Annotated in this window: 15 protein-coding genes and 1 pseudogene; 4 read left to right on the forward strand and 12 right to left on the reverse strand. The window is 72.4% G+C overall.

The genetic code is table 11. The features are described from left to right. Window positions 1-208: 208 nt before the first annotated feature. Window positions 209-1,063 (forward strand): transglutaminase-like domain-containing protein, encoded by an 855-nt coding sequence (locus IG78_RS0113290; RefSeq protein ID WP_030562563.1) that lies wholly within the window; start codon window positions 209-211, stop codon window positions 1,061-1,063. A 103-nt stretch (window positions 1,064-1,166) separates the two neighbouring features. Further along, a complete protein-coding gene (locus IG78_RS0113295) occupies window positions 1,167-2,078 on the forward strand; it encodes a transglutaminase family protein (RefSeq protein WP_030562565.1) in 912 nt (303 codons plus the stop codon). 48 nt (window positions 2,079-2,126) lie between these two features. Here IG78_RS0113295 and IG78_RS0113300 read toward each other — a convergent pair whose 3' ends face one another. From IG78_RS0113300 to IG78_RS0113315, 4 genes are all read right to left on the reverse strand, one after another. Then, on the reverse strand, window positions 2,127-2,798 hold the full coding sequence (locus tag IG78_RS0113300) for a response regulator transcription factor (protein WP_078965124.1): 672 nt from the start codon (window positions 2,796-2,798) through the stop codon (window positions 2,127-2,129). Beyond that, window positions 2,795-3,973 (reverse strand): sensor histidine kinase, encoded by a 1,179-nt coding sequence (locus IG78_RS0113305; protein WP_078965136.1) that lies wholly within the window; start codon window positions 3,971-3,973, stop codon window positions 2,795-2,797. The genes IG78_RS0113300 and IG78_RS0113305 overlap by 4 nt, the downstream gene beginning before the upstream one ends. Before the next feature lie 80 nt (window positions 3,974-4,053). Next, a complete protein-coding gene (locus IG78_RS0113310) occupies window positions 4,054-4,980 on the reverse strand; it encodes an ABC transporter permease (protein ID WP_404827693.1) in 927 nt (308 codons plus the stop codon). Further along, window positions 4,977-6,020, reverse strand: a complete 1,044-nt coding sequence (locus tag IG78_RS0113315; protein ID WP_404827694.1) for an ABC transporter ATP-binding protein — start codon at window positions 6,018-6,020, stop codon at window positions 4,977-4,979. The genes IG78_RS0113310 and IG78_RS0113315 overlap by 4 nt, the downstream gene beginning before the upstream one ends. Before the next feature lie 161 nt (window positions 6,021-6,181). Between IG78_RS0113315 and IG78_RS0113320 the strand changes: the two genes are divergently transcribed. Then, on the forward strand, window positions 6,182-6,781 hold the full coding sequence (locus IG78_RS0113320; protein WP_030562576.1) for a dihydrofolate reductase family protein: 600 nt from the start codon (window positions 6,182-6,184) through the stop codon (window positions 6,779-6,781). Between the two features lie 53 nt (window positions 6,782-6,834). Here IG78_RS0113320 and IG78_RS0113325 read toward each other — a convergent pair whose 3' ends face one another. The 4 genes and pseudogenes from IG78_RS0113325 to IG78_RS0113340 form a co-directional block, all read right to left on the reverse strand. Further along, the gene (locus tag IG78_RS0113325) at window positions 6,835-9,021 is read right to left on the reverse strand and encodes a hypothetical protein (protein WP_030562578.1); all 2,187 of its coding nucleotides are present in this window, start codon (window positions 9,019-9,021) and stop codon (window positions 6,835-6,837) included. A gap of 140 nt (window positions 9,022-9,161) precedes the next feature. Further along, window positions 9,162-9,551 (reverse strand): annotated as a pseudogene (locus IG78_RS52425) (DUF6113 family protein); the annotation flags it as partial. A gap of 221 nt (window positions 9,552-9,772) precedes the next feature. Next, window positions 9,773-10,753: an N-acetyl-1-D-myo-inositol-2-amino-2-deoxy-alpha-D-glucopyranoside deacetylase gene (mshB, locus tag IG78_RS0113335; protein ID WP_078965125.1), complete on the reverse strand. Its 981-nt coding sequence runs from the start codon at window positions 10,751-10,753 to the stop codon at window positions 9,773-9,775. Between the two features lie 129 nt (window positions 10,754-10,882). After that, complete coding sequence (locus tag IG78_RS0113340) at window positions 10,883-11,077, reverse strand: hypothetical protein (protein WP_030562584.1); 195 nt, start codon at window positions 11,075-11,077, stop codon at window positions 10,883-10,885. Window positions 11,078-11,288: 211 nt separating this feature from the next. Here IG78_RS0113340 and IG78_RS0113345 point away from each other — a divergent pair, with 211 nt between their 5' ends. Continuing rightward, on the forward strand, window positions 11,289-13,466 hold the full coding sequence (locus tag IG78_RS0113345) for a S9 family peptidase (protein WP_030562586.1): 2,178 nt from the start codon (window positions 11,289-11,291) through the stop codon (window positions 13,464-13,466). Window positions 13,467-13,632: 166 nt separating this feature from the next. On the opposite strand, the gene IG78_RS0113350 is transcribed toward IG78_RS0113345, so the two are convergent. The 4 genes from IG78_RS0113350 to IG78_RS0113365 are packed head-to-tail and all read right to left on the reverse strand — an operon-like array spanning window position 13,633 to window position 17,620. Then, window positions 13,633-14,655, reverse strand: a complete 1,023-nt coding sequence (locus IG78_RS0113350) for an ABC transporter ATP-binding protein (protein ID WP_030562588.1) — start codon at window positions 14,653-14,655, stop codon at window positions 13,633-13,635. After that, window positions 14,648-15,691 (reverse strand): ABC transporter ATP-binding protein, encoded by a 1,044-nt coding sequence (locus IG78_RS0113355; protein WP_051852602.1) that lies wholly within the window; start codon window positions 15,689-15,691, stop codon window positions 14,648-14,650. Before IG78_RS0113355 ends, IG78_RS0113350 begins: the two co-directional genes overlap by 8 nt. Before the next feature lie 5 nt (window positions 15,692-15,696). After that, entirely contained in the window at window positions 15,697-16,704 is a 1,008-nt protein-coding gene (locus IG78_RS0113360; RefSeq protein WP_030562591.1) for an ABC transporter permease, read from the reverse strand. Next, a complete protein-coding gene (locus IG78_RS0113365; RefSeq protein WP_030562593.1) occupies window positions 16,697-17,620 on the reverse strand; it encodes an ABC transporter permease in 924 nt (307 codons plus the stop codon). Before IG78_RS0113365 ends, IG78_RS0113360 begins: the two co-directional genes overlap by 8 nt. Between the last annotated feature and the right edge of the window lie 15 nt (window positions 17,621-17,635).

A 17,635-nucleotide genomic window follows, 5' to 3' on the forward strand; every position in this document is an offset into this window, starting at 1 on the left:
CTCTACCGCGACGGCATCGACCGCCCGAAGCTGGTCCACTGGCTCCCCCGGCCACGGGTGGGCTCCACCCCCCCCTCCCCCCACGAATCCCGCACCCCGCACGCCCCACTCCCTGCCCGCCCCTCAACCCCGCACCACCGGCGACCGCACCGCGGATGGCCCCCACGGCGAATCCTCCCGGTGCCAGACAGAAACGACAGAGGCACGGATGCGCGCACAGCCCGCGAAGTCCAGTGAATGGCGGCGCAGGTTCGCCGACGAGGCCAGGTCCGAGCGGCCCGACCTGTCCTTGCTGTGCCTGCTGCTCGCCGGGGAGGCGGACCCGGAGCTCGACGAGGCGGGCATGGACGCGGCGCAGATGGATCTCGACACCCTCGCGGGGCAACTGCCCTTTCGCCCCGGCGGCCCGCGGGAGTGGGCCCTCGCGGTCGCCGAACTCCTCGGCGGGCGGCACGGCTTCCACGGCACCGCGGCCGACTACCAGCGCCTTGAGTCCTCCCTGCTCCACCAGGTGCTGCGGCGCGGGCGCGGGTTGCCGATCCTGCTTTCGGTCGTCTGGATCGAGGTCGCGCGGCGCGCCGGCGCGCCGGTCTACGGCGTCGCCCTGCCCGGCCACTTCGTCGTCGGCTTCGGCTCCGCCGACGCGTACGGCAAGCCGGAGCAGGTTCTGGCCGATCCGTTCAACGGCGGACGGCTGCTGTCCGCCACGGACGCGGAGCAGTTGGTGGCGCAGGCGTCGGGGGGCAGGCTGAACCCCTCCCTGCTGACGGCGGCCGACCCGCTGAACATCATGCTGCGCATCCTCAACAACATCCGCGCCTGGGCCGCCGCCCGCTCCGAGCGCTCCCACGTCGCCCTGTGGGCCCTCGAACTGTCCCTCCTGCTCCCCGCCCACCCAGCCCGCCTTCGCTACGAGCGTGCCCAACTCCTGGTCGAGCGCGGTGACTTCCTCGCGGGCGCGCGGGGCCTCGACGAGTACGCCGACGTGGTGGAGCCCATCGAGCCGACGACGGCGGAACGCGTACGCCTCCAGGCACGGGCGGCACGGGCGAAGCTCAACTGACCCCCGCGGGCGCGGCCGGGGCGACCGGCGCGGGGCGCGGGCCGAGGGCGCTTCGTCGGGGTGGGGCGCGGTAGCGATCGGTCCTGCCGGGCACCACGCTCGTATGCATCCCCGACCTGCCCCCACCACGCGGTGGCGCCGGGCCTTCGCCGCCGAGGCCAGGGCCGAGCGGCCGGACCTCGCGCGGCTGTGCCTGCTGATCGGCGCGGAGGTGGACCCCGCGCTCGACGCCCCGGGCATGGCGGCGGCACAGCGGCGCCTGGACCGGCTCACGGCCCTGCTCCCGCCCGTTCCTGGCTGCTGCCCGCACGCGGGGGCGGCCGCGGTCGCCGAACTGCTCGGCGTGCGCTGCGGCTTCGGCGGGCGCCCCGGCGACTATCAGCGCATCGAATCCGCGCTGCTGCATCAGGTGCTGCGGCGGGGGCGCGGACTGCCGATCCTGCTCTCCGTCGTCTGGATCGAAGTCGCGCGGCGGGCGGGTTTCGCCGTCCACGGCGTCGCCCTGCCCGGTCACTTCGTCGTCGGCTTCGGCTCCCCCGGTGTCTGCGCCGAGGAGCCGCCCGACGCGTACGGCGGCTGCGGCCTCCACGGCTCCCCCGAGCGGTACGCGGAGCGCGTACTGGCCGATCCGTTCCACGCGGGCCCCCTACTGACCCGTACGGACGTGCAGGTCCTCGTCGCGGGCGCCACCGGGGCACCGCTCGACCCGGCGATGCTGCGGCCCGTCGGCACGCTCGACATCGTGCAGCGCGTCCTCAACAACATCCGCGCCTGGGCCGCGACGCGCCCCGAACGCTCCGACGTCGCCCTGTGGGCCGTGGAGCTGTCCCTGCTCCTGCCCGCGCACCCGGACCGCCTGCACCACGACCGGGCCCAGCTCCTCGTCCAGCGCGGGGACTTCTGGGCGGGCGCCGCCGGTCTCGACCGGTACGCGGACGCCCTCGCCGTTTCCGACGAGACAGCGGCGGACGGGGTGCGGCAGCAGGCGCGGGCGGCACGGGCACGGCTCAACTGACCACCGGGAGCGGCGGACACCCGGGCCTGAACGGAGCCGGGCCCGCGCTCAGAGCCAGCCCTTTTCGCGGGCGATGCCCACCGCCTCGGCGCGGTTGCGTGCGGCCAGCTTCTGGATGGCCGTCGACAGATAGTTGCGGACCGTGCCCTGGGAGAGGTGCAGGGCGGCGGCCAGTTCGGCGTTGGCGGCGCCGTCGGCCGCGGCCCGCAGGATCTCGCGCTCGCGGTCGGTCAGCGGGTTCGCCCCCTCGGCGAGCGCGGCGGCCGCGAGGGCGGGGTCGATGACGCGCTCCCCGGCGAGGACCCTGCGTACCGCTTCGGCGAGCTGCGCCGCGGGCGCGTCCTTGACCAGGAAGGCGGCGGCCCCGGCCTCCATGGCGCTGCGCAGATAGCCGGGCCGCCCGAACGTGGTGAGCACGACGACCTTGACGTCCGGCAGCGCGTCCCGCAGCTCGGCCGCCGCCTCGATGCCGGTGCACCCGGGCATCTCGATGTCCAGGAGCGCCACGTCGACGGCGTGGGCGCGGGCGGCGGCGAGGACCTCGTCGCCGCGGGCCGCCTGCGCGACGACCTCGATGTCCGGCTCCAGGCCGAGCAGCGCCGCGAGGGCCTCGCGGACCATCGACTGGTCCTCGGCGAGCAGCACCCGGACGGGGCGGTCGCCCGAGCCCTGCGGGCCTTCGGGTACGGAGGCTTCCGTGGGGCTGTGCGTGGCGGTCATGCAGACGATCCTAGGCGGCCCGGGGACACGGCCGCGGTGGGCTCCGCCTGGCCGCCGCCGTCCTGGCCCAGCGGTACGCGGGCCGCGATCCTGAACCCCTCGCGGCCACCGGCGCCGGGGCCGACGTCGAGGGTGCCGCCGACCGCCTCCAGGCGTTCGGTGAGTCCCGTCAGACCGTTGCCGTGACCGCTGCTGCCGGGCCCGGCGCCGGACGCGGGGCCCACGCCGTCGTCCTCGACCGCGAGCTCGAGGACGGGGCCCGCGAGGGTCTGGCGGCGGGTGAGGGTGACCGCGCAGCGGCGGGCGCCGCTGTGCCGCACGACATTGGTGACGGCCTCGCGCAGCGCCCAGGCGAGCGCGGCCTCCCGCTCCTCGTCCGGCGCGGCCCCGGGCCCCGGGGGCTCCAGGGGGACGTCGGCGTCGACGCCCGCGGCGGCCAGGGCCGTGCGCGCGCCGGCGAGCTGACCGGCGAGGGTGAGCCTGCGATAGCCGGTGACGGCCTCGCGCACGTCCACCAGGGCCTGGCGGCTGACCTGTTCGATGTCCGCCACCTGCTGGGCGGCCTTGTCCGGGTGGGCGGGGAGCATCCGCCCTGCCAGCTCGCTCTTCAGGGTGATCAGGGACAGGGAGTGGCCGAGCAGGTCGTGCAGGTCGCGGGCGAGGCGCAGCCGCTCCTCGTTGGCGGCGAGCTGGGCGACCGTCGCCCGCGCCTGCCTCAGCTCCACCGTCGTACGGATGAGCTGGCGCACGCCCGTCATCGCGAAGCCGACCAGGAGCGTCGTCACCCCGAGCCCGGGGAAGAGGTCGGCCGCACCGGTGTCGCGCATCCCGATCGCCATCATCGTCACGGTGATCGCGGGGATGATCCACACCGCCCGCCGCATCGGCAGCGCCGCGCCCGCCGACACCGCCGCGTACACGAACAGACCGAGCCAGGCCGTCCCCATGCCGAGGGCGAGGGCCACGGCGAGGACCAGGAGCACCGTGAACGTCGCGTACACCGCGCGCCACTCGTGGACCCTCGCCGTGTACCGGAAGACCAGGGCGAGGTAGCAGCCGACGAACGCCGTCAGACCGAGCGCGCCGAGGACCGTGGCGGCCGTGCCGTGGCCGCCGTCGACCAGATCCCGCACGGGCGCTGCCATGAAGATCAGCCAAATGCCGATCCAGAGCATCTTGGCCCGCCGCTGCCGCCGGTCGAGGACGGGCTGCCCGAAGGTGTGCAGGGGATGGCGCTCGGGGTCGAGTGGTGCGTTCACGCCTTCAGTGTGTCCTTCCGGTACAGCCACGCGGCGCCACCCGCGAACGCCAGGAAGTACGCCACGAGCAGGACGATGTCCCTGGCGTGCGGCGCGTCACCGAGTTCGATGGCCCTGCCGAGCGCCGCGTAGGCGTGCGTGGGCAGCCACTCCGCCAGGTTCTGGAGCCAGTGCGGGAACGTCGTCGTCGGCATCCACAGGCCACCGAGCAGCGAGAGCGCGAAGTAGAGGATCATCGTGACCGGCCGCACCGCGTCCCCCGTGGCGCAGTAGCCGACGGCCACGCCGAGCGCGGCGAAGCACAGGCTGCCCGCCCAGATGGCGCCCGTCAGGGCCAGCCACTGCCAGGCGTCGAGGCGGACGTCCTTGACCACGGCGCCGGTCACGAAGACCACGACGATCGACGGCAGGCTGACCACGGCCGCACTCGCCGTCTTCGCGAGGACATAGCCGCGGCCCGGCAGGCTCGTCAGCCTGAGCTGGCGCACCCAGCCGCTCTCGCGCTCCTTGGCGATGCGCTCGCTGTTGCCCATGAGGACGGCCGTGAGCGCGCCGAACGACGCCATCGACACCATCATGAACGCGGGCATGCTCAGCCCGCTGTCGCCGACCTCGCTCGTGCTGTCCGCGCCCCCGGCGAGGATCAGGAAGAGCAGCGCCGGGTAGATCACCGAGAAGAACAGGAACTTCTTGTTGCGCAGGGCCCGCCGCACCTCCAGACGTACGAGGGCTCCCACCCCCTTGTGCGTGGTCACGCGCTTCTCCTTGCCGGTGCTTGTACGGGATCGCTGGTCGAGGCCGGGTGCACTGTCCGTGCGGCCGGGGCCGGGTGCACTGTCCGTGCGGCCGGGGCCGGGTGCACTGTCCGTGCGGCCGGGGCCGGGCGCGCTGCCCGGGGTGTCGAGGTCGAGTGCGCCGTTCATGCCGTCCTCGCCTCCTCCGCCGCGGTGATCGCGACGAACGCCTGCTCCAGGCCGAGGCCCGCGACCTCCAGGTTGCGGGGGTAGAACCCGAGGCCGTACAGCGCGTGCACGGTGGCGTCCGCGTCCGTCGACTGCAGCCGCACCGTGTGCCCCGAGTTGTGTGCCGCGGAGCCGCCGCGGGACACGGTCAGCGCCGACAGGCACGGCAGTTGCCGCAGCCGCTGTTCGAGCGCCGGTCCCGCCACTTCCTGAGTGTCGGCGTCGAGCAGGTCGAAGCTGACCTTGCGGGCGCCCGCCCTCGTCTTGATCTCGGCCGCCGTGCCGTCCGCGAGGAGGCGGCCCCGGTGCAGCACGAGGACGCGGTCCGCGATGGCGTCGGCCTCCTCCAGGTAGTGCGTGGCGAACAGGACCGCCCGGCCCTGGTCCGTCTGCTCCCGCATGGTCGCCCAGAACGCCTGCCGCGCCGTGACGTCCATGCCGGTCGTCGGCTCGTCAAGGACGATCAGATCGTTCGCTCCCGCCGTGGCGACGGCGAACCGCACCCGCTGCTCCTGGCCGCCGGAGAGCTTGTTGACCTTGCGGTCCGCGATCTGCGTGATGCCCGCCGCGGCCAGGACGTCGTGCACCCGGTGCGGCCGCGGGTGCAGCTCGCAGGCAAGGCCCACCAGTTCGCGCACGGTGACCTCGTCCATGAGCCCGCCGCTCTGCAGCATCGCCCCGAGCCGCCCGGCGGCGATGGCGTCGCGCGGGCTGGTGCCGAACACGCGCACCGTGCCGCTGTCGGGACGGCTCAGCCCGAGCAGCAGGTCGAGGGTGGAGGACTTGCCCGCGCCGTTGGGTCCGAGCAGCGCGACCGTCTCACCGGGGTACAGGTCCAGGGTCAGACCGTCGACGGCCTTCACCTCTCCGTACGCCTTGGACACCTGCTGAAAGCTCACCGCGCTCCCGGACTTCCCGGTGCTCCCGGCGCTCCCGGCGCTCCCCGTCACGGTCCCCGCGGCCGCGCCCGCCGCATTCACTGTCGTCGTCATGTGCTCCATTCTTGCTGGTCAGAGCCCTGCGTGGCAGTGTCGTCCGTACGCGGCCCCGGATGACAGATGTCATGCGCGGGAGATGACTCCCACCACGGCGATGACTTTCCGGCGCGGCGCCGGTCTCATGGTCGGCACATACAGCGGAACCCGGCAGAGGAGCGAAACCCATGCGCATCGTGGTCAGCCAGTTCACCAGTCTGGACGGCGTGGTGCAGGCACCGGGCGGCCCGGATGAGGACACCGACGGCGGCTTCGCGCACGGTGGCTGGTCGCACCCGTACTTCGACGCGGAGGTGGTCGGCGGCGCGTTCGACGACGCGTTGAGCACGGCCGACGGACTCTTGTTCGGACGCCGCACCTGGCGGACGATGGCCGGGGCGTGGCCGGAGCGCGGCGGGGACCCGTTCGCCGACCGAATGAACTCGATCAAGAAGTACGTGGTGTCGTCGACGCTCGGCGAAGCGGATCTGACCTGGAACAACACCACGCTCATCGAAGGTGACAAGGCCCTCGACCAGATCGGGGAGCTGCGCGCCACCGAGGGCGGCGATCTGCTGATCATGGGCAGCCCGACCCTGGCGCGCTCGCTCCTGAGCGCGGGCCTGGTGGACGAACTACGCCTGATGATCATGCCGGTGCTGCTCGGCGGCGGAAAGTCGATCTTCCCGGACGACGCCGTGAAGCGCCCCCTGGAGCTGGTCTCCACGGTCGCGAGCGGCAACGGGGTGCAGGTGTGCACCTACCGCCCTGCGGCCGGGGGCGAGTAGAACGGGCGGGACACCGGGAGGTGTCCCGCCCGTTCCGCGTTCGGGTCCAGGGGCTAGTTCGGGTTCGTCTCGATCACGCCGACGCGCTCCGCGGGCGTCTTGCCCTGCAGCGCCTTGCCCATGGCCAGGGCGACGTCCGTCGGCTGTACGGGGGTCTTCTTGCCGTTGGCGCGCTCGATGAGCACGCCGTCGAAGATGTTGCCGTAGAGCTTCTTGAGCTCGACGAGGTCGTACGTCTGCGACAGCTTGCCGCCGCTGACGACCTTCACGCCGAGCACCTTCGGGAGCGACCTCGAGGGGCCGAACGGGATCTCGGCGCTGCCCGCCTTGACGGTGACGTTGGCGGACATCGCGGGCTTGGCGAAGCGCTTCATGAAGTCGTCGACCTCGGCGTTGGACACGGTCGGCCGACGGTCCGTGACCGGTACCGCGACCGTGCCCGCGCTGCCCGTCTCGACCTGCTTCTCGTACGCCTCGGCGATCGCCGTCGCCGCCTTCTCGGCGTCGATGCCCTTGCCCGCCTTGCCGTAGACGGGGACGGCCTTGCCGGGCACGAACTTGACCGTGCCCTCCTTGGCCGTGCCGGAGCCACCCGCGGAGCGCTCCAGGGCGGCCGCCAGCTTCTCCTCGTCCACCGGCATCTCGGGCTCGACGACGCGCTCGCCGCCGAAGAGGCTGCCGATCACCGAGACCGGGTTGTAGTCGCTGCCCGCGGCGGCGCGCACGGTGGCCTGGCTGTCCAGGGTGAGGCCCGCCTGGTCCGGCTTCAGGGTGACCTCGTCGCCGCCCACCGTCAGCTTCAGCGGCTTGTTCACGCGCTCGCCGAGGGCCGCGTCGAGCTTCTTCACGGCCTCGTCGCGGGTGCCGCCGCCGATGTCGACACCGAGGACGGTGGTGCCCTTCGGCACGTCGGCGTGGTTCATCAACAGGCCCGCGCCGTACGCCCCGCAGCCGATGACGACGGCCATACCGGCCAGCAGGACCAGTTTGTTGCGGCCCTTCTTCTTTTTGGGAGCGGGCGCGGCCGGCACGTTCGGCTGCACCGGCTCGGGCAGCTTGGGCGGTGTGTGCGGGCCCGGCTCGTCCAGGTGCGTGCCCGGCGCGAACGGCGAGCTCTGCGCGGGCGGTACGACCGGGATGCCGCTGGTGAGCGTGTCACCGGAGACGTTTCCGCCGGGGCCGCCGGGTGCGCCGGGACCGCCCGCCCCGGGTCCGCCGGACGCGGGCGGGCGCAGGCCACCGGGTCCGGGAATCGGGCTCTGCGGGGTGAGGATGGCGGTGTCGTCGCTCAAGCGGCCGGGGCCACCGGGACCGCCAGGAACCCCGGGACCACCAGGGCCGCCCGGACCGCCGGGACCACCAAGACCGCCGGGACCACCCAGCGGGTCCGCCTCGCCGGGATAGGTGCCCGAGCCGTCGCCGTAGCCGTCGGAGCCCTCGGGGTAGCCGCCCTGTCCTCCCAGGGGTCCGGGTCCTCCCAGGGTCCCGGGCCCGCCCTGAGGCCCGGGCGGCAGCATCGGGCCGTCGCCGGTCACCGGCCCCCCGGTGGGTCCCGCGGGCCCGGAGGAGCCGTACTCGCCCTCGCCGCCGGAGAAGTACGGCAGGTCGTCGCGCTGCGGTTCCCCGCCGGGCCCGCCGCTGCCGAGGGGCCCGGCGGCGACGGCACCCGACACGTCGTACGCACCGGTATCACCGCCACCGCTGCCCGACGAGGCGCCTCCGCCCTTGGGCGCGGCGCCCTTGCGCGGCGCGAACCAGTCGCTGGTCTTCTCGTCGCCGTCGTCGCCATCGGCCGAGTTCCGCGGCGACGCGGCGGAACCGGACCCCGACGGCGCGGGCGAGGCGGGAGCCGAGGACCTGGGCGCGGCCGAAGGACCGGAGAGAGGGGTGCCCGCGCCGCCAATGCTGCTGCTCGGACCCGTGTTCCCGGCGCCGTCCGCGCGCCGGTCGTCGGCGTCTCTGTCGCCTCTTTCGCCGTCGGAGTCGCCGACCGGCGTGCGCATGACGACCGGCGGGATGGGCCGCGACCCGGGGATGTTGATCCGGATACGGGTCGTCAGCGTGGTCTCGGTCTTGGGTTCGCCGGACCGCTCGCCGCCGGCACCGGTGCCGGCGCCGTCCGGGCCGCCCTCTGGCGTGCCGCCCTGTGCGGGCGAGCCGTACGGCGGCGTCCCCGAGGGGTACGCGGCTCCCGCGCGCCCCTGGGGACCGGAGGACGAACTGTCAGTTTCACGACTCAAGGCAGGTTCTCCTGGTTGGCTCCACCGCCCGTCTCGACCACTCGGGCGGCTCGGCGGCGCGCACCACCATACTGGCCGCCGCCCACGGACTTCCCGTGACCGGCGTCAAACCCATGCGCGACACGGGCTCAAGTGGTACGTCACTTGCCAAGTCGGGCGTCGGACGCGCCCGGTTGCGGTGACTGCCCGAGGGTGGCACACATCACAGCGACGCCCATACCGCCCAGCAAAAAGACGTACGAGCCCACCCCGGCACCGAACACGAAGTCGCCTTCCGGGCGCGTCGCGGTCAGGAACATCACGGCGACGAGCCAGCCCGCGGCGGGCGCCACGGCTCCGCCGCGGGTGCCGGTGGCACGCGAGCCGCCGTAGAAGGCACCGGCGGAACCGACGAGCGCGAGCAGCAACCCGCCGGGCGCCCAGGCCTGTTGGACGAGCGCGCCCGCCACCCCGACGGCCGCGCCGAGTACGAAGAGGCCCGCGTAGGCCCCGAGGCGGGCGGCGTCGAGGGGCCGCGCGAGGAAGCTTCCGGCGCCGGCGGGCGGACGGGCACCACCGGCGGGGGCAGCCGCGCCGCCCGCCGCCTTGCCGGACTTTCCTGTCTTCTCAGACTTTCCGGTCTTTCTGGGCTTCCCGGGCTCTCCGGACGCGACGGTGGACGTTCCCCCGGACGCGGCTCGGTTTGGCCGAGAAGATCCCTTCGACTGTGCCGACGCCTTGGACCGCTGTGCCGATGCCTTGGACCGCGCGCTCACTTCGCGCCCTCCGTCTCGACGCCCGCCACGTCGAGGCCCACGACCGGTTCCGCGGCCGGTTCCACGACCGGTCCCGCCGCCGGTCCCACGTCGAGGCCCGCGAACAGATCCCTCTCGCGTCCACCGTCCACCGTGCCCGCCTCGCCTCTCACCAGCTCGTAGTACTCCACGTCGAAAATCGGCTGTGCCAGGCCGTTGGACAGCACGAACAGCGGCTCGTGGACCTCGATCTGGGTCGCGTGGGCCCGCATCGCCGCCGCCTTGGCCGCACCGTACGCCCGCCCGTCGATCTCCGTCGTGACGCGCGCGTCGTCGGTCAGGCCAGGTACGTCACCCGCCGTGGCGGCGGCCGTGAACGGCGAGTCCGGCAGCGCGTCCGCGAGGCGCAGGAAGCCCGCCTCGACCGCCGAGCGTGGCGCACGGTTCCAGTAGACCTTGGCGACGGCGTGCGCCTCGCCGAGGTCGGCGCGGAAGCGCGGCTCGGCCGCGAGGTCCACGGCGCGCATGGCGACCCGGTGGGCCTGGATGTGGTCGGGGTGGCCGTAGCCGCCGTCCGGGTCATAGGTGACGAGGACCTGCGGGCGCACCTCGCGGAGCACCGCCACGAGGTGGGCCGCCGCCTCGTCGAGGTCGGCGGACCAGAACGCTCCGGTCCTGCGGTTCTGCTCGGTGCCCATCATCCCGGAGTCGCGATAGCGGCCGGGACCGCCGAGGAAGCGGTGGTCGGCGACGCCGAGCTCCTTCATGGCGGCGCCGAGCTCACCGACGCGGTACGGGCCGAGCGCGTCCTCGCGGTCGGCGGCCAGGTGCGCGAGGGCGGGCGGGATGACCTCGCCCTCCTCGCCGAGCGTGCAGGTCACCACCGTGACTCGGGCGCCCTCGGCCGCGTACCTGGCCATGGTCGCGCCATTGTTGATCGACTCGTCGTCGGGGTGCGCGTGCACGAGCAGCAGGCGCCGGGCGGGCTGTTCCGTCATGGGAACAGCCTACGAGCCCGGCGCGCACGTCTCACCGGCCCGGCGCGCACGTCCCGCCAGGCCGACGCCCCCGCACCACCCGCGCCCCCGGTACCTCCCCTGCCGCTCCCCGGCGGCTCCTCGGTGCCGTCAGAAGTTGATGTCCTCGATGACCCCCGCGAGGTTCGTCGACAGCTCGTCGATGGTCGGCGCGAGCGACGAGCTGGCGAGATAGAAACCGAGCAGCGCGCACACGATCGCGTGGATCGTCTTGAGCCCCTGTTTCCGCACCATCATGACCACGATGATCGCCAGCAGCAGCACCACCGATACCGAGACTGCCACGCGGTTCACCTCCCATTCCCATGACCCGACAACGTTCCGACCAACTGCCCCCGAGTCGCCCCGGGGCCGCCCCCTGCGTCCGGCCGACGGGACCCAACTCGCCGTGCCAGCAAGGTCATACCCACCAAGTGCTACGGATCATAACTATGTGTCGAGCCACATGAGTCGGAGCACCGCAGCACAAGGGGCGCATGAGCCATAGGCTCAGAGAATGACCACCGAGACCCCCGAAACCGACGGGCCCCCCGAAGGCTCCGCGCAGCGGCTTTCCTTCCCGCGTCAGCACGCCAGGACACAGCGCTTCTCCCTGGGCGCGCCCCGCGCCTTCACCGTGGCTCCCGACGGCTCCCGAGTCGTCTTCGTACGCTCCGCGTCCGGCACCGACAGGACCGGCATGCTGTGGGTCCTCGACCTCACGGACGGGGGCTCGGTCGAACGTGTGGCCGCCGACCCGCGGACGCTCCTCGGCGGTGCGGCCGAGCGGCTCTCGGCGGCGGAGCGGGCGCGGCGCGAGCGCAGCCGCGAGAGCGGCTCGGGCATCGTCGGCTACGCCACCGACGCGGCCGTGGAGCTCGCGGCCTTCGCCCTTTCCGGGAAGCTGTTCGCCGCTGAGCTGCGCGCGGGCACCGCGCGCGAACTGCCCGCGCCCGCCCCCGTGATAGATCCGCGCCCCTCTCCCGACGGCCGCCACATCGCGTACGTGTCCCGGGGCGCCCTGCGCGTCGTGGCCGCCGACGGCGGGGACGACCGGGCGCTCGCGGCACCGGACGCGGTGGAGGCGGACACGGTGACCTACGGTCTCGCGGAGTTCATCGCGGCCGAGGAGATGGACCGCTCCCGGGGTTTCTGGTGGTCGCCCGAGTCCGACCGCCTCCTGGTCGCACGGGTCGACGACGCCCCCGTACAGCGCTGGTGGATCGCGGATCCGGCGCATCCGGACCGGGAGCCGACATCGATCGCCTATCCAAGTGCGGGCACCGACAACGCGGACGTGCGGCTGTTCGTGGTGGGCCTGGACGGGGTGCGCACGGAGGTCGTGTGGGACCGGGCCCGGTATCCGTATCTGGCGCGGGTGCACTGGTCCTCAAGCGGCGCTCCGCTGCTCCTGGTGCAGGCAAGGGACCAGCGCAGCGCGCTGTACCTGGCGGTGGACGCGGAGAACGGTTCGACGCGGATGGTGCACGCCGACGAGGACGACGACTGGCTGGAACTCCATCCCGGTGTGCCCTGCTGGTCGCCGAGCGGACGCCTTGTCCGGATCGCGGACGAGGGCGGCGCGCGGGTCCTCGCCTGGGGCGACCGGCCGCTGACGGGACCTCAGTTGCAGCTTCGCGCGGTGCTCGACGTGACCGAGGACTCCGCGCTGATCTCGGCGTCAGCGGGCGAGGGCGCCGCCGATCCCGAGCTCGGCGAGGTGCACGTCTACCGGGTCAACGAGTTGGGCGTGGAACGCGTATCCCAGGAGCCCGGGGTGCACTCGGCGGTGCGCGCGGGCGACGTCACCGTATTGGTTTCGGCCACTCTCGACGAGCCCGGCACCCGTGTGTCCGTGCTCCGCGACGGCAAACAGGTGACGACCGTCGCCTCACACGCCCAGCGGCCGGGGCTCACCCCGCGCGTGACACTCACCGAAGGGGGCGCACGGCGGATCCCGTGCGCCGTGCTGCTCCCCACGGGGTACGACCCGGAGGTGTCGGGACCGCTTCCCGTACTCATGGATCCGTACGGCGGTCCGCACGGCCAGCGCGTACTGAGGGCCCACAACGTCCACCTCACCTCGCAGTGGTTCGCCGACCAGGGCTTCGCCGTCGTCGTCGCCGACGGGCGCGGTACGCCGGGGCGCTCGCCCGCCTGGGAGAAGGCGGTCAAGGGAGATCTCACGCGCACGCTCGACGACCAGGTGGAGGCGCTGCACGCGCTCGCCGAGCGGTTCCCGCTCGACCTCGGCCGGGTGGCGATGCGCGGCTGGTCCTTCGGCGGTTATCTCTCCGCGATGGCCGCGTTGCGGCGGCCCGACGTCTTCCACGCCGCGGTGGTGGGGGCGCCCGTCACCGATCTGCGTCTCTACGACACCCACTACCAGGAGCGCTACCTGGGCGATCCGCGCACCTCCCCCGACGCCTACCGGAACAGTTCCCTCGTCTGCGACGACGGGCTCGTCGATCCCGGGGAGCCGCACCGTCCCCTCCTCATCGTGCACGGCCTGGCCGACGACAACGTCGTCGTCGCCCACGCCCTGCGGCTCTCCTCGGCCCTGCTCGCCGCCGGCCGCCCGCACGAGGTCCTGCCCCTCTCCGGGGTCACCCACATGACCCCCCAGGAACAGGTCGCCGAAAACCTCCTCCTCCTCCAGGTCGACTTCCTGAAGCGGTCGCTGGGCTTGTCCTAGCGGGGGCTCCCCGATCCCGCCCCTTCCCGAACTGGGGCTCCGCCCCAGACCCCGCTCCTCAAACGCCGGAAGGGCTATTCATAGCCCGTCCGGCGATTGAGGACGAGGCCGCAGGCCGATAACGGGGTCTGGGGCGGAGCCCCAGTATCGGAGAAGGGGCGAAGGCTCACGGCACCACGTGCTTCTCCTCCGCGAAATGGCACGCGGAATCATGCGCCGCGGGCCCCTCGACCCCACGGAACTCCGCCGGAACGGCAAGCAGCGGAACCTCCAGGGCACACCGCTCCCGCGCCTTCCAGCACCGAGTGCGAAACCGGCACCCGGAAGGCGGATTGGCGGGCGAGGGCACATCCCCGCTCAGAATGATCCGTTCACGATGCTCCCGCGCCAGCGGATCCGGCACGGGCACCGCCGAGAGCAACGCCTGCGTATAGGGATGCGTCGGATGCTCGTAGATCTCCGCGTCGGTGCCGGTCTCGACGATCCGCCCGAGGTACATGACCCCGACCCGGTCGGAGATGTGCCGCACGATCGACAGGTCGTGGGCGATGAACACGTACGAGAGATCGAACTCGCTCTGCAGCTTCTCAAGGAGGTTCACGACCTGCGCCTGCACGGACACGTCGAGCGCGGAGACGGGCTCGTCGGCGACGATGACCTCGGGCCGCAGCGCGAGCCCGCGCGCGATGCCGATGCGCTGCCGCTGCCCGCCGGAGAACTGGTGGGGGTAGCGGTTGATGTACTCGGGGTTGAGGCCCACCACGTCCAGGAGTTCCCGCACCCGCGCCCGCCGCGAACCCTTCGGCGCCACCTCCGGGTGGATCTCGTACGGCTCCCCGATGATGTCGCCGACCGTCATCCGCGGGTTCAGGGAGGTGTAGGGGTCCTGGAACACCATCTGGATGTTGCGGCGGACCGCCCGCAGCGCGCGCCCGGACAGCTTGGTGATGTCCTCGCCCCGGTAGTGGATGTGCCCGGCGGTCGGCCGTTCCAGGTTGACGAGCATCTTGGCGACCGTGGACTTCCCGCAGCCGGACTCGCCGACGATGCCGAGCGTCTCGCCACGCCCGAGCGCGAAGTCCACGCCGTCGACGGCCTTGACCGCGCCGATCTGCCGTTTGATCACGATCCCCTGGGTGAGCGGATAGTGCTTCACGAGCCCCCGCACCTCCAGGATGGGCTCAGCCACGGAGGGTCTCCTTCCAGAAGTGGCAGGCGCTGCGGCGCTCCGCCGTGAGTCCCTCGTACGTGACGTGGAACAGGGGCGGGTCCTCGATGCGGCACACGTCCTGGGCCATCGGGCAGCGCGGGTTGAAGGCGCAGCCTGGCGGGATGTCCATGAGGTTGGGCGGCAGGCCCTTGATGGCGAAGAGGTCCTGGCCCTTCTGGTCGAGGCGCGGGATGGATTCGAGGAGGCCCTTGGTGTACGGGTGGGCGGGGGCCCGGTAGATCTCGTGCACCGGCGCGGTCTCCACGATCCGGCCCGCGTACATCACCGCGATCCTGTCGGCGACGTCCGCGACCACGCCCAGGTCATGGGTGATCAGGATGAGGCCCATGTGCAGCTCGCGCTGGAGTTCCGCGAGCAGGTCCATGACCTGGGCCTGGACCGTGACGTCGAGGGCCGTGGTCGGCTCGTCGGCGATGATCAGGGACGGTTCGAGCGCCATCGCCATGGCGATCATGATGCGCTGGCGCATGCCGCCGCTGAACTGGTGCGGGTACTGGGTGACGCGCTCCCTGGCGGCGGGGATGCGGACCCGGTCCATGAGTTCGACGGCCTTGGCACGGGCGTCCTTGCGGGACATGCCGCGGTGTACGACGAACATCTCGCCGAGCTGGTCGCCGACGCTGAGCACGGGGTTCAGGGAGCTGAGCGCGTCCTGGAAGATCATGGCCATGTCCGCACCGCGGATCTTGCGCCGCTCCTCCTCCTTCAGCTTCAGGAGGTCCTGGCCGCGGAAGAGGATCTCGCCGGAGGTGATGCGTCCCGGCGGGACGTCGAGGATGCCCATGACGGCCTGGGCGGTGACGGACTTGCCGGAGCCGGACTCACCGAGCACGGCGAGCGTCTCCCCCGCCGCCACCGCGTAGTCGACGCCGTTGACGGCCTTGGCGACCCCGTCGCGGGTGTGGAACTCCACGCGCAGGTCGCGCACTTCGAGCAGAGTGGACGCGGGGGGCGGCGCGGTCGCAGCGGTTGCCCTGGACGCGGGTGTGGCCATGGCGCCTACCTCAGCTTGGGGTCGAGGGCGTCGCGCACCGCGTCGCCGAGCATGATGAACGCGAGCACGGTGACCGCGAGGGCGCCCGCCGGCCAGAGCAGCATGTGCGGCGCGTTGCGGATGTACTGGGACGCGGCGGAGATGTCGATGCCCCAGCTCACCGTGGGCGGCTTCAGGCCCACGCCCAGGTACGACAGGGTCGCTTCGAGGGCGATGTACGTACCGAGCGCGATGGTCGCGACGACGATGACCGGGGCGACGGCGTTGGGGGCGATGTGGCGCAGGAGCATCCGCGCGTTGGAGGCGCCGAGGGCGCGGGCGGCCTGGACGTAGTCGTGCTGTTTGGCGGTGATGACGGAGCCGCGGGCGATGCGGGAGATCTGCGGCCAGCCGAGAAGCACCATGAAGCCGATCACCGGCCAGACGGTGTTGCTGGTGACCACGGAGAGCAGCACGAGGCCGCCGAGGACGACGGGGATGGCGAAGAAGACGTCGGTGATGCGGGAGAGGATCGCGTCCCACACCCCGCCGAAGAACCCGGCGAGCCCGCCGAGGACGCTGCCGAGGACCGCGACGCCGAGGGTGGCGCAGACCCCGACGGTGACGGAGGCGCGGGCGCCGTACACCGTCCTGGTGTAGACGTCGCAGCCCTGCCCGTTGAAGCCGAAGGGGTGGCCGGGCGACGAGCCCTTCTGGGCGTTGGCGAGGTCGCAGTCGAGCGGGTCGCCGGAGGTGATCGCCGAGGGCCACAGCGAGATGAGGACCAGAAACAGAATGATCAGCCCGGACACGAGGAACACCGGGTTGCGGCGCAGGTCGCGCCAGGCGTCGGACCACAGGCTGCGGGCGGGGGCACTGGGCCCTCCGCGGGGCCCGCCACCGGGTCCGGCCCCCGGCCCGGCCCCGGCCTCGCCCGCCGCGAGTGTCGTCGCCTCGCTCGCGGCGAGGTCCATCGCGCCGCCCATGCCGGTGCCTGCGACGGCTCCCTCGGCGGGCTCGTGGGGTTCAGGCATAGCGGATCCTCGGGTCGAGTACGGCGTACAGCAGGTCGACGATCAGATTCGCCATCAGGAAGACGAGGACGAGCACCGTCACGAACCCGACCACGGTCTGGGTGCTCTGCCGCAGGATCCCCTGGTAGAGCTGGAAGCCGACGCCGTGGATGTTGAAGATCCGCTCGGTGACGATGGCGCCGCCCATCAGCGCGCCGACATCCGTGCCGATGAAGGTGACCACCGGAATGAGTGAATTCCGGAGCAGGTGCCGGGTGATGACACGCCGTCTCGGCAGTCCCTTGGCCACGGCGGTGCGTACGTAGTCGGCGCGCCGGTTCTCCGCGATGGAGGTCCGCGTGAGCCGGGTGACGTAGGCGAGCGAGACCGAGGCGAGCACGAGCCCCGGCACGATCAGTTCGTCGACGGTGGCCTCCGAGGACACCGACGGCTTGATGACCCCCCACTCCACGCCGAGGAACAACTGGAGGAGCAGCCCGGTCACGAACGTCGGCACGGAGATGACCACGAGGGTCAGGATCAGCACCGCCGTGTCGACGGGCCTGCCGCGCCGCAGCCCGGTGAGCACGCCGAGGGTGATGCCGATGGCGATCTCGAAGACGATGGCGACGAGGGTGAGGCGGATGGTCACGGGGAACGCCGTGGACATCAGCTCGGTGACCTTCTGTCCGTTGAACGCGGTGCCGAAGTCGCCGGTGAACACGTTGCCCATGTAGGTCGCGTACTGCTGCCACACGGGCTTGTCGAGGCCGAACTCCTTCTTCAGTCGGGCGGCCGTCGCGGGGTCGCACCTGCGGTCCCCGCACAGGCCCGCGACGGGGTCGCCCATCACATTGACCATCAGGAAGATCAGCAGCGTGGCGCCGATGAACACCGGGATCATCTGCAGCAGACGCCGGATCACATAACGACCCATGGCTCGCTCCGGTGA

Source organism: Streptomyces aureocirculatus, from assembly GCF_000720475.1.
Taxonomy (GTDB): domain Bacteria; phylum Actinomycetota; class Actinomycetes; order Streptomycetales; family Streptomycetaceae; genus Streptomyces; species Streptomyces aureocirculatus.

Coding starts and splice junctions, on each gene's coding strand:
- IG78_RS0113290 (WP_030562563.1), top strand. CDS start 209: ATGCGCGCACAGCCCGCGAAGTCCAGTGAATGGCGGCGCAGGTTCGCC.
- IG78_RS0113295 (WP_030562565.1), top strand. CDS start 1,167: ATGCATCCCCGACCTGCCCCCACCACGCGGTGGCGCCGGGCCTTCGCC.
- IG78_RS0113300 (WP_078965124.1), bottom strand. CDS start 2,798: ATGACCGCCACGCACAGCCCCACGGAAGCCTCCGTACCCGAAGGCCCG.
- IG78_RS0113305 (WP_078965136.1), bottom strand. CDS start 3,973: ATGCTCTGGATCGGCATTTGGCTGATCTTCATGGCAGCGCCCGTGCGG.
- IG78_RS0113310 (WP_404827693.1), bottom strand. CDS start 4,980: ATGAACGGCGCACTCGACCTCGACACCCCGGGCAGCGCGCCCGGCCCC.
- IG78_RS0113315 (WP_404827694.1), bottom strand. CDS start 6,020: ATGGAGCACATGACGACGACAGTGAATGCGGCGGGCGCGGCCGCGGGG.
- IG78_RS0113320 (WP_030562576.1), top strand. CDS start 6,182: ATGCGCATCGTGGTCAGCCAGTTCACCAGTCTGGACGGCGTGGTGCAG.
- mshB (WP_078965125.1), bottom strand. CDS start 10,753: ATGACGGAACAGCCCGCCCGGCGCCTGCTGCTCGTGCACGCGCACCCC.
- IG78_RS0113345 (WP_030562586.1), top strand. CDS start 11,289: ATGACCACCGAGACCCCCGAAACCGACGGGCCCCCCGAAGGCTCCGCG.
- IG78_RS0113355 (WP_051852602.1), bottom strand. CDS start 15,691: ATGGCCACACCCGCGTCCAGGGCAACCGCTGCGACCGCGCCGCCCCCC.
- IG78_RS0113360 (WP_030562591.1), bottom strand. CDS start 16,704: ATGCCTGAACCCCACGAGCCCGCCGAGGGAGCCGTCGCAGGCACCGGC.
- IG78_RS0113365 (WP_030562593.1), bottom strand. CDS start 17,620: ATGGGTCGTTATGTGATCCGGCGTCTGCTGCAGATGATCCCGGTGTTC.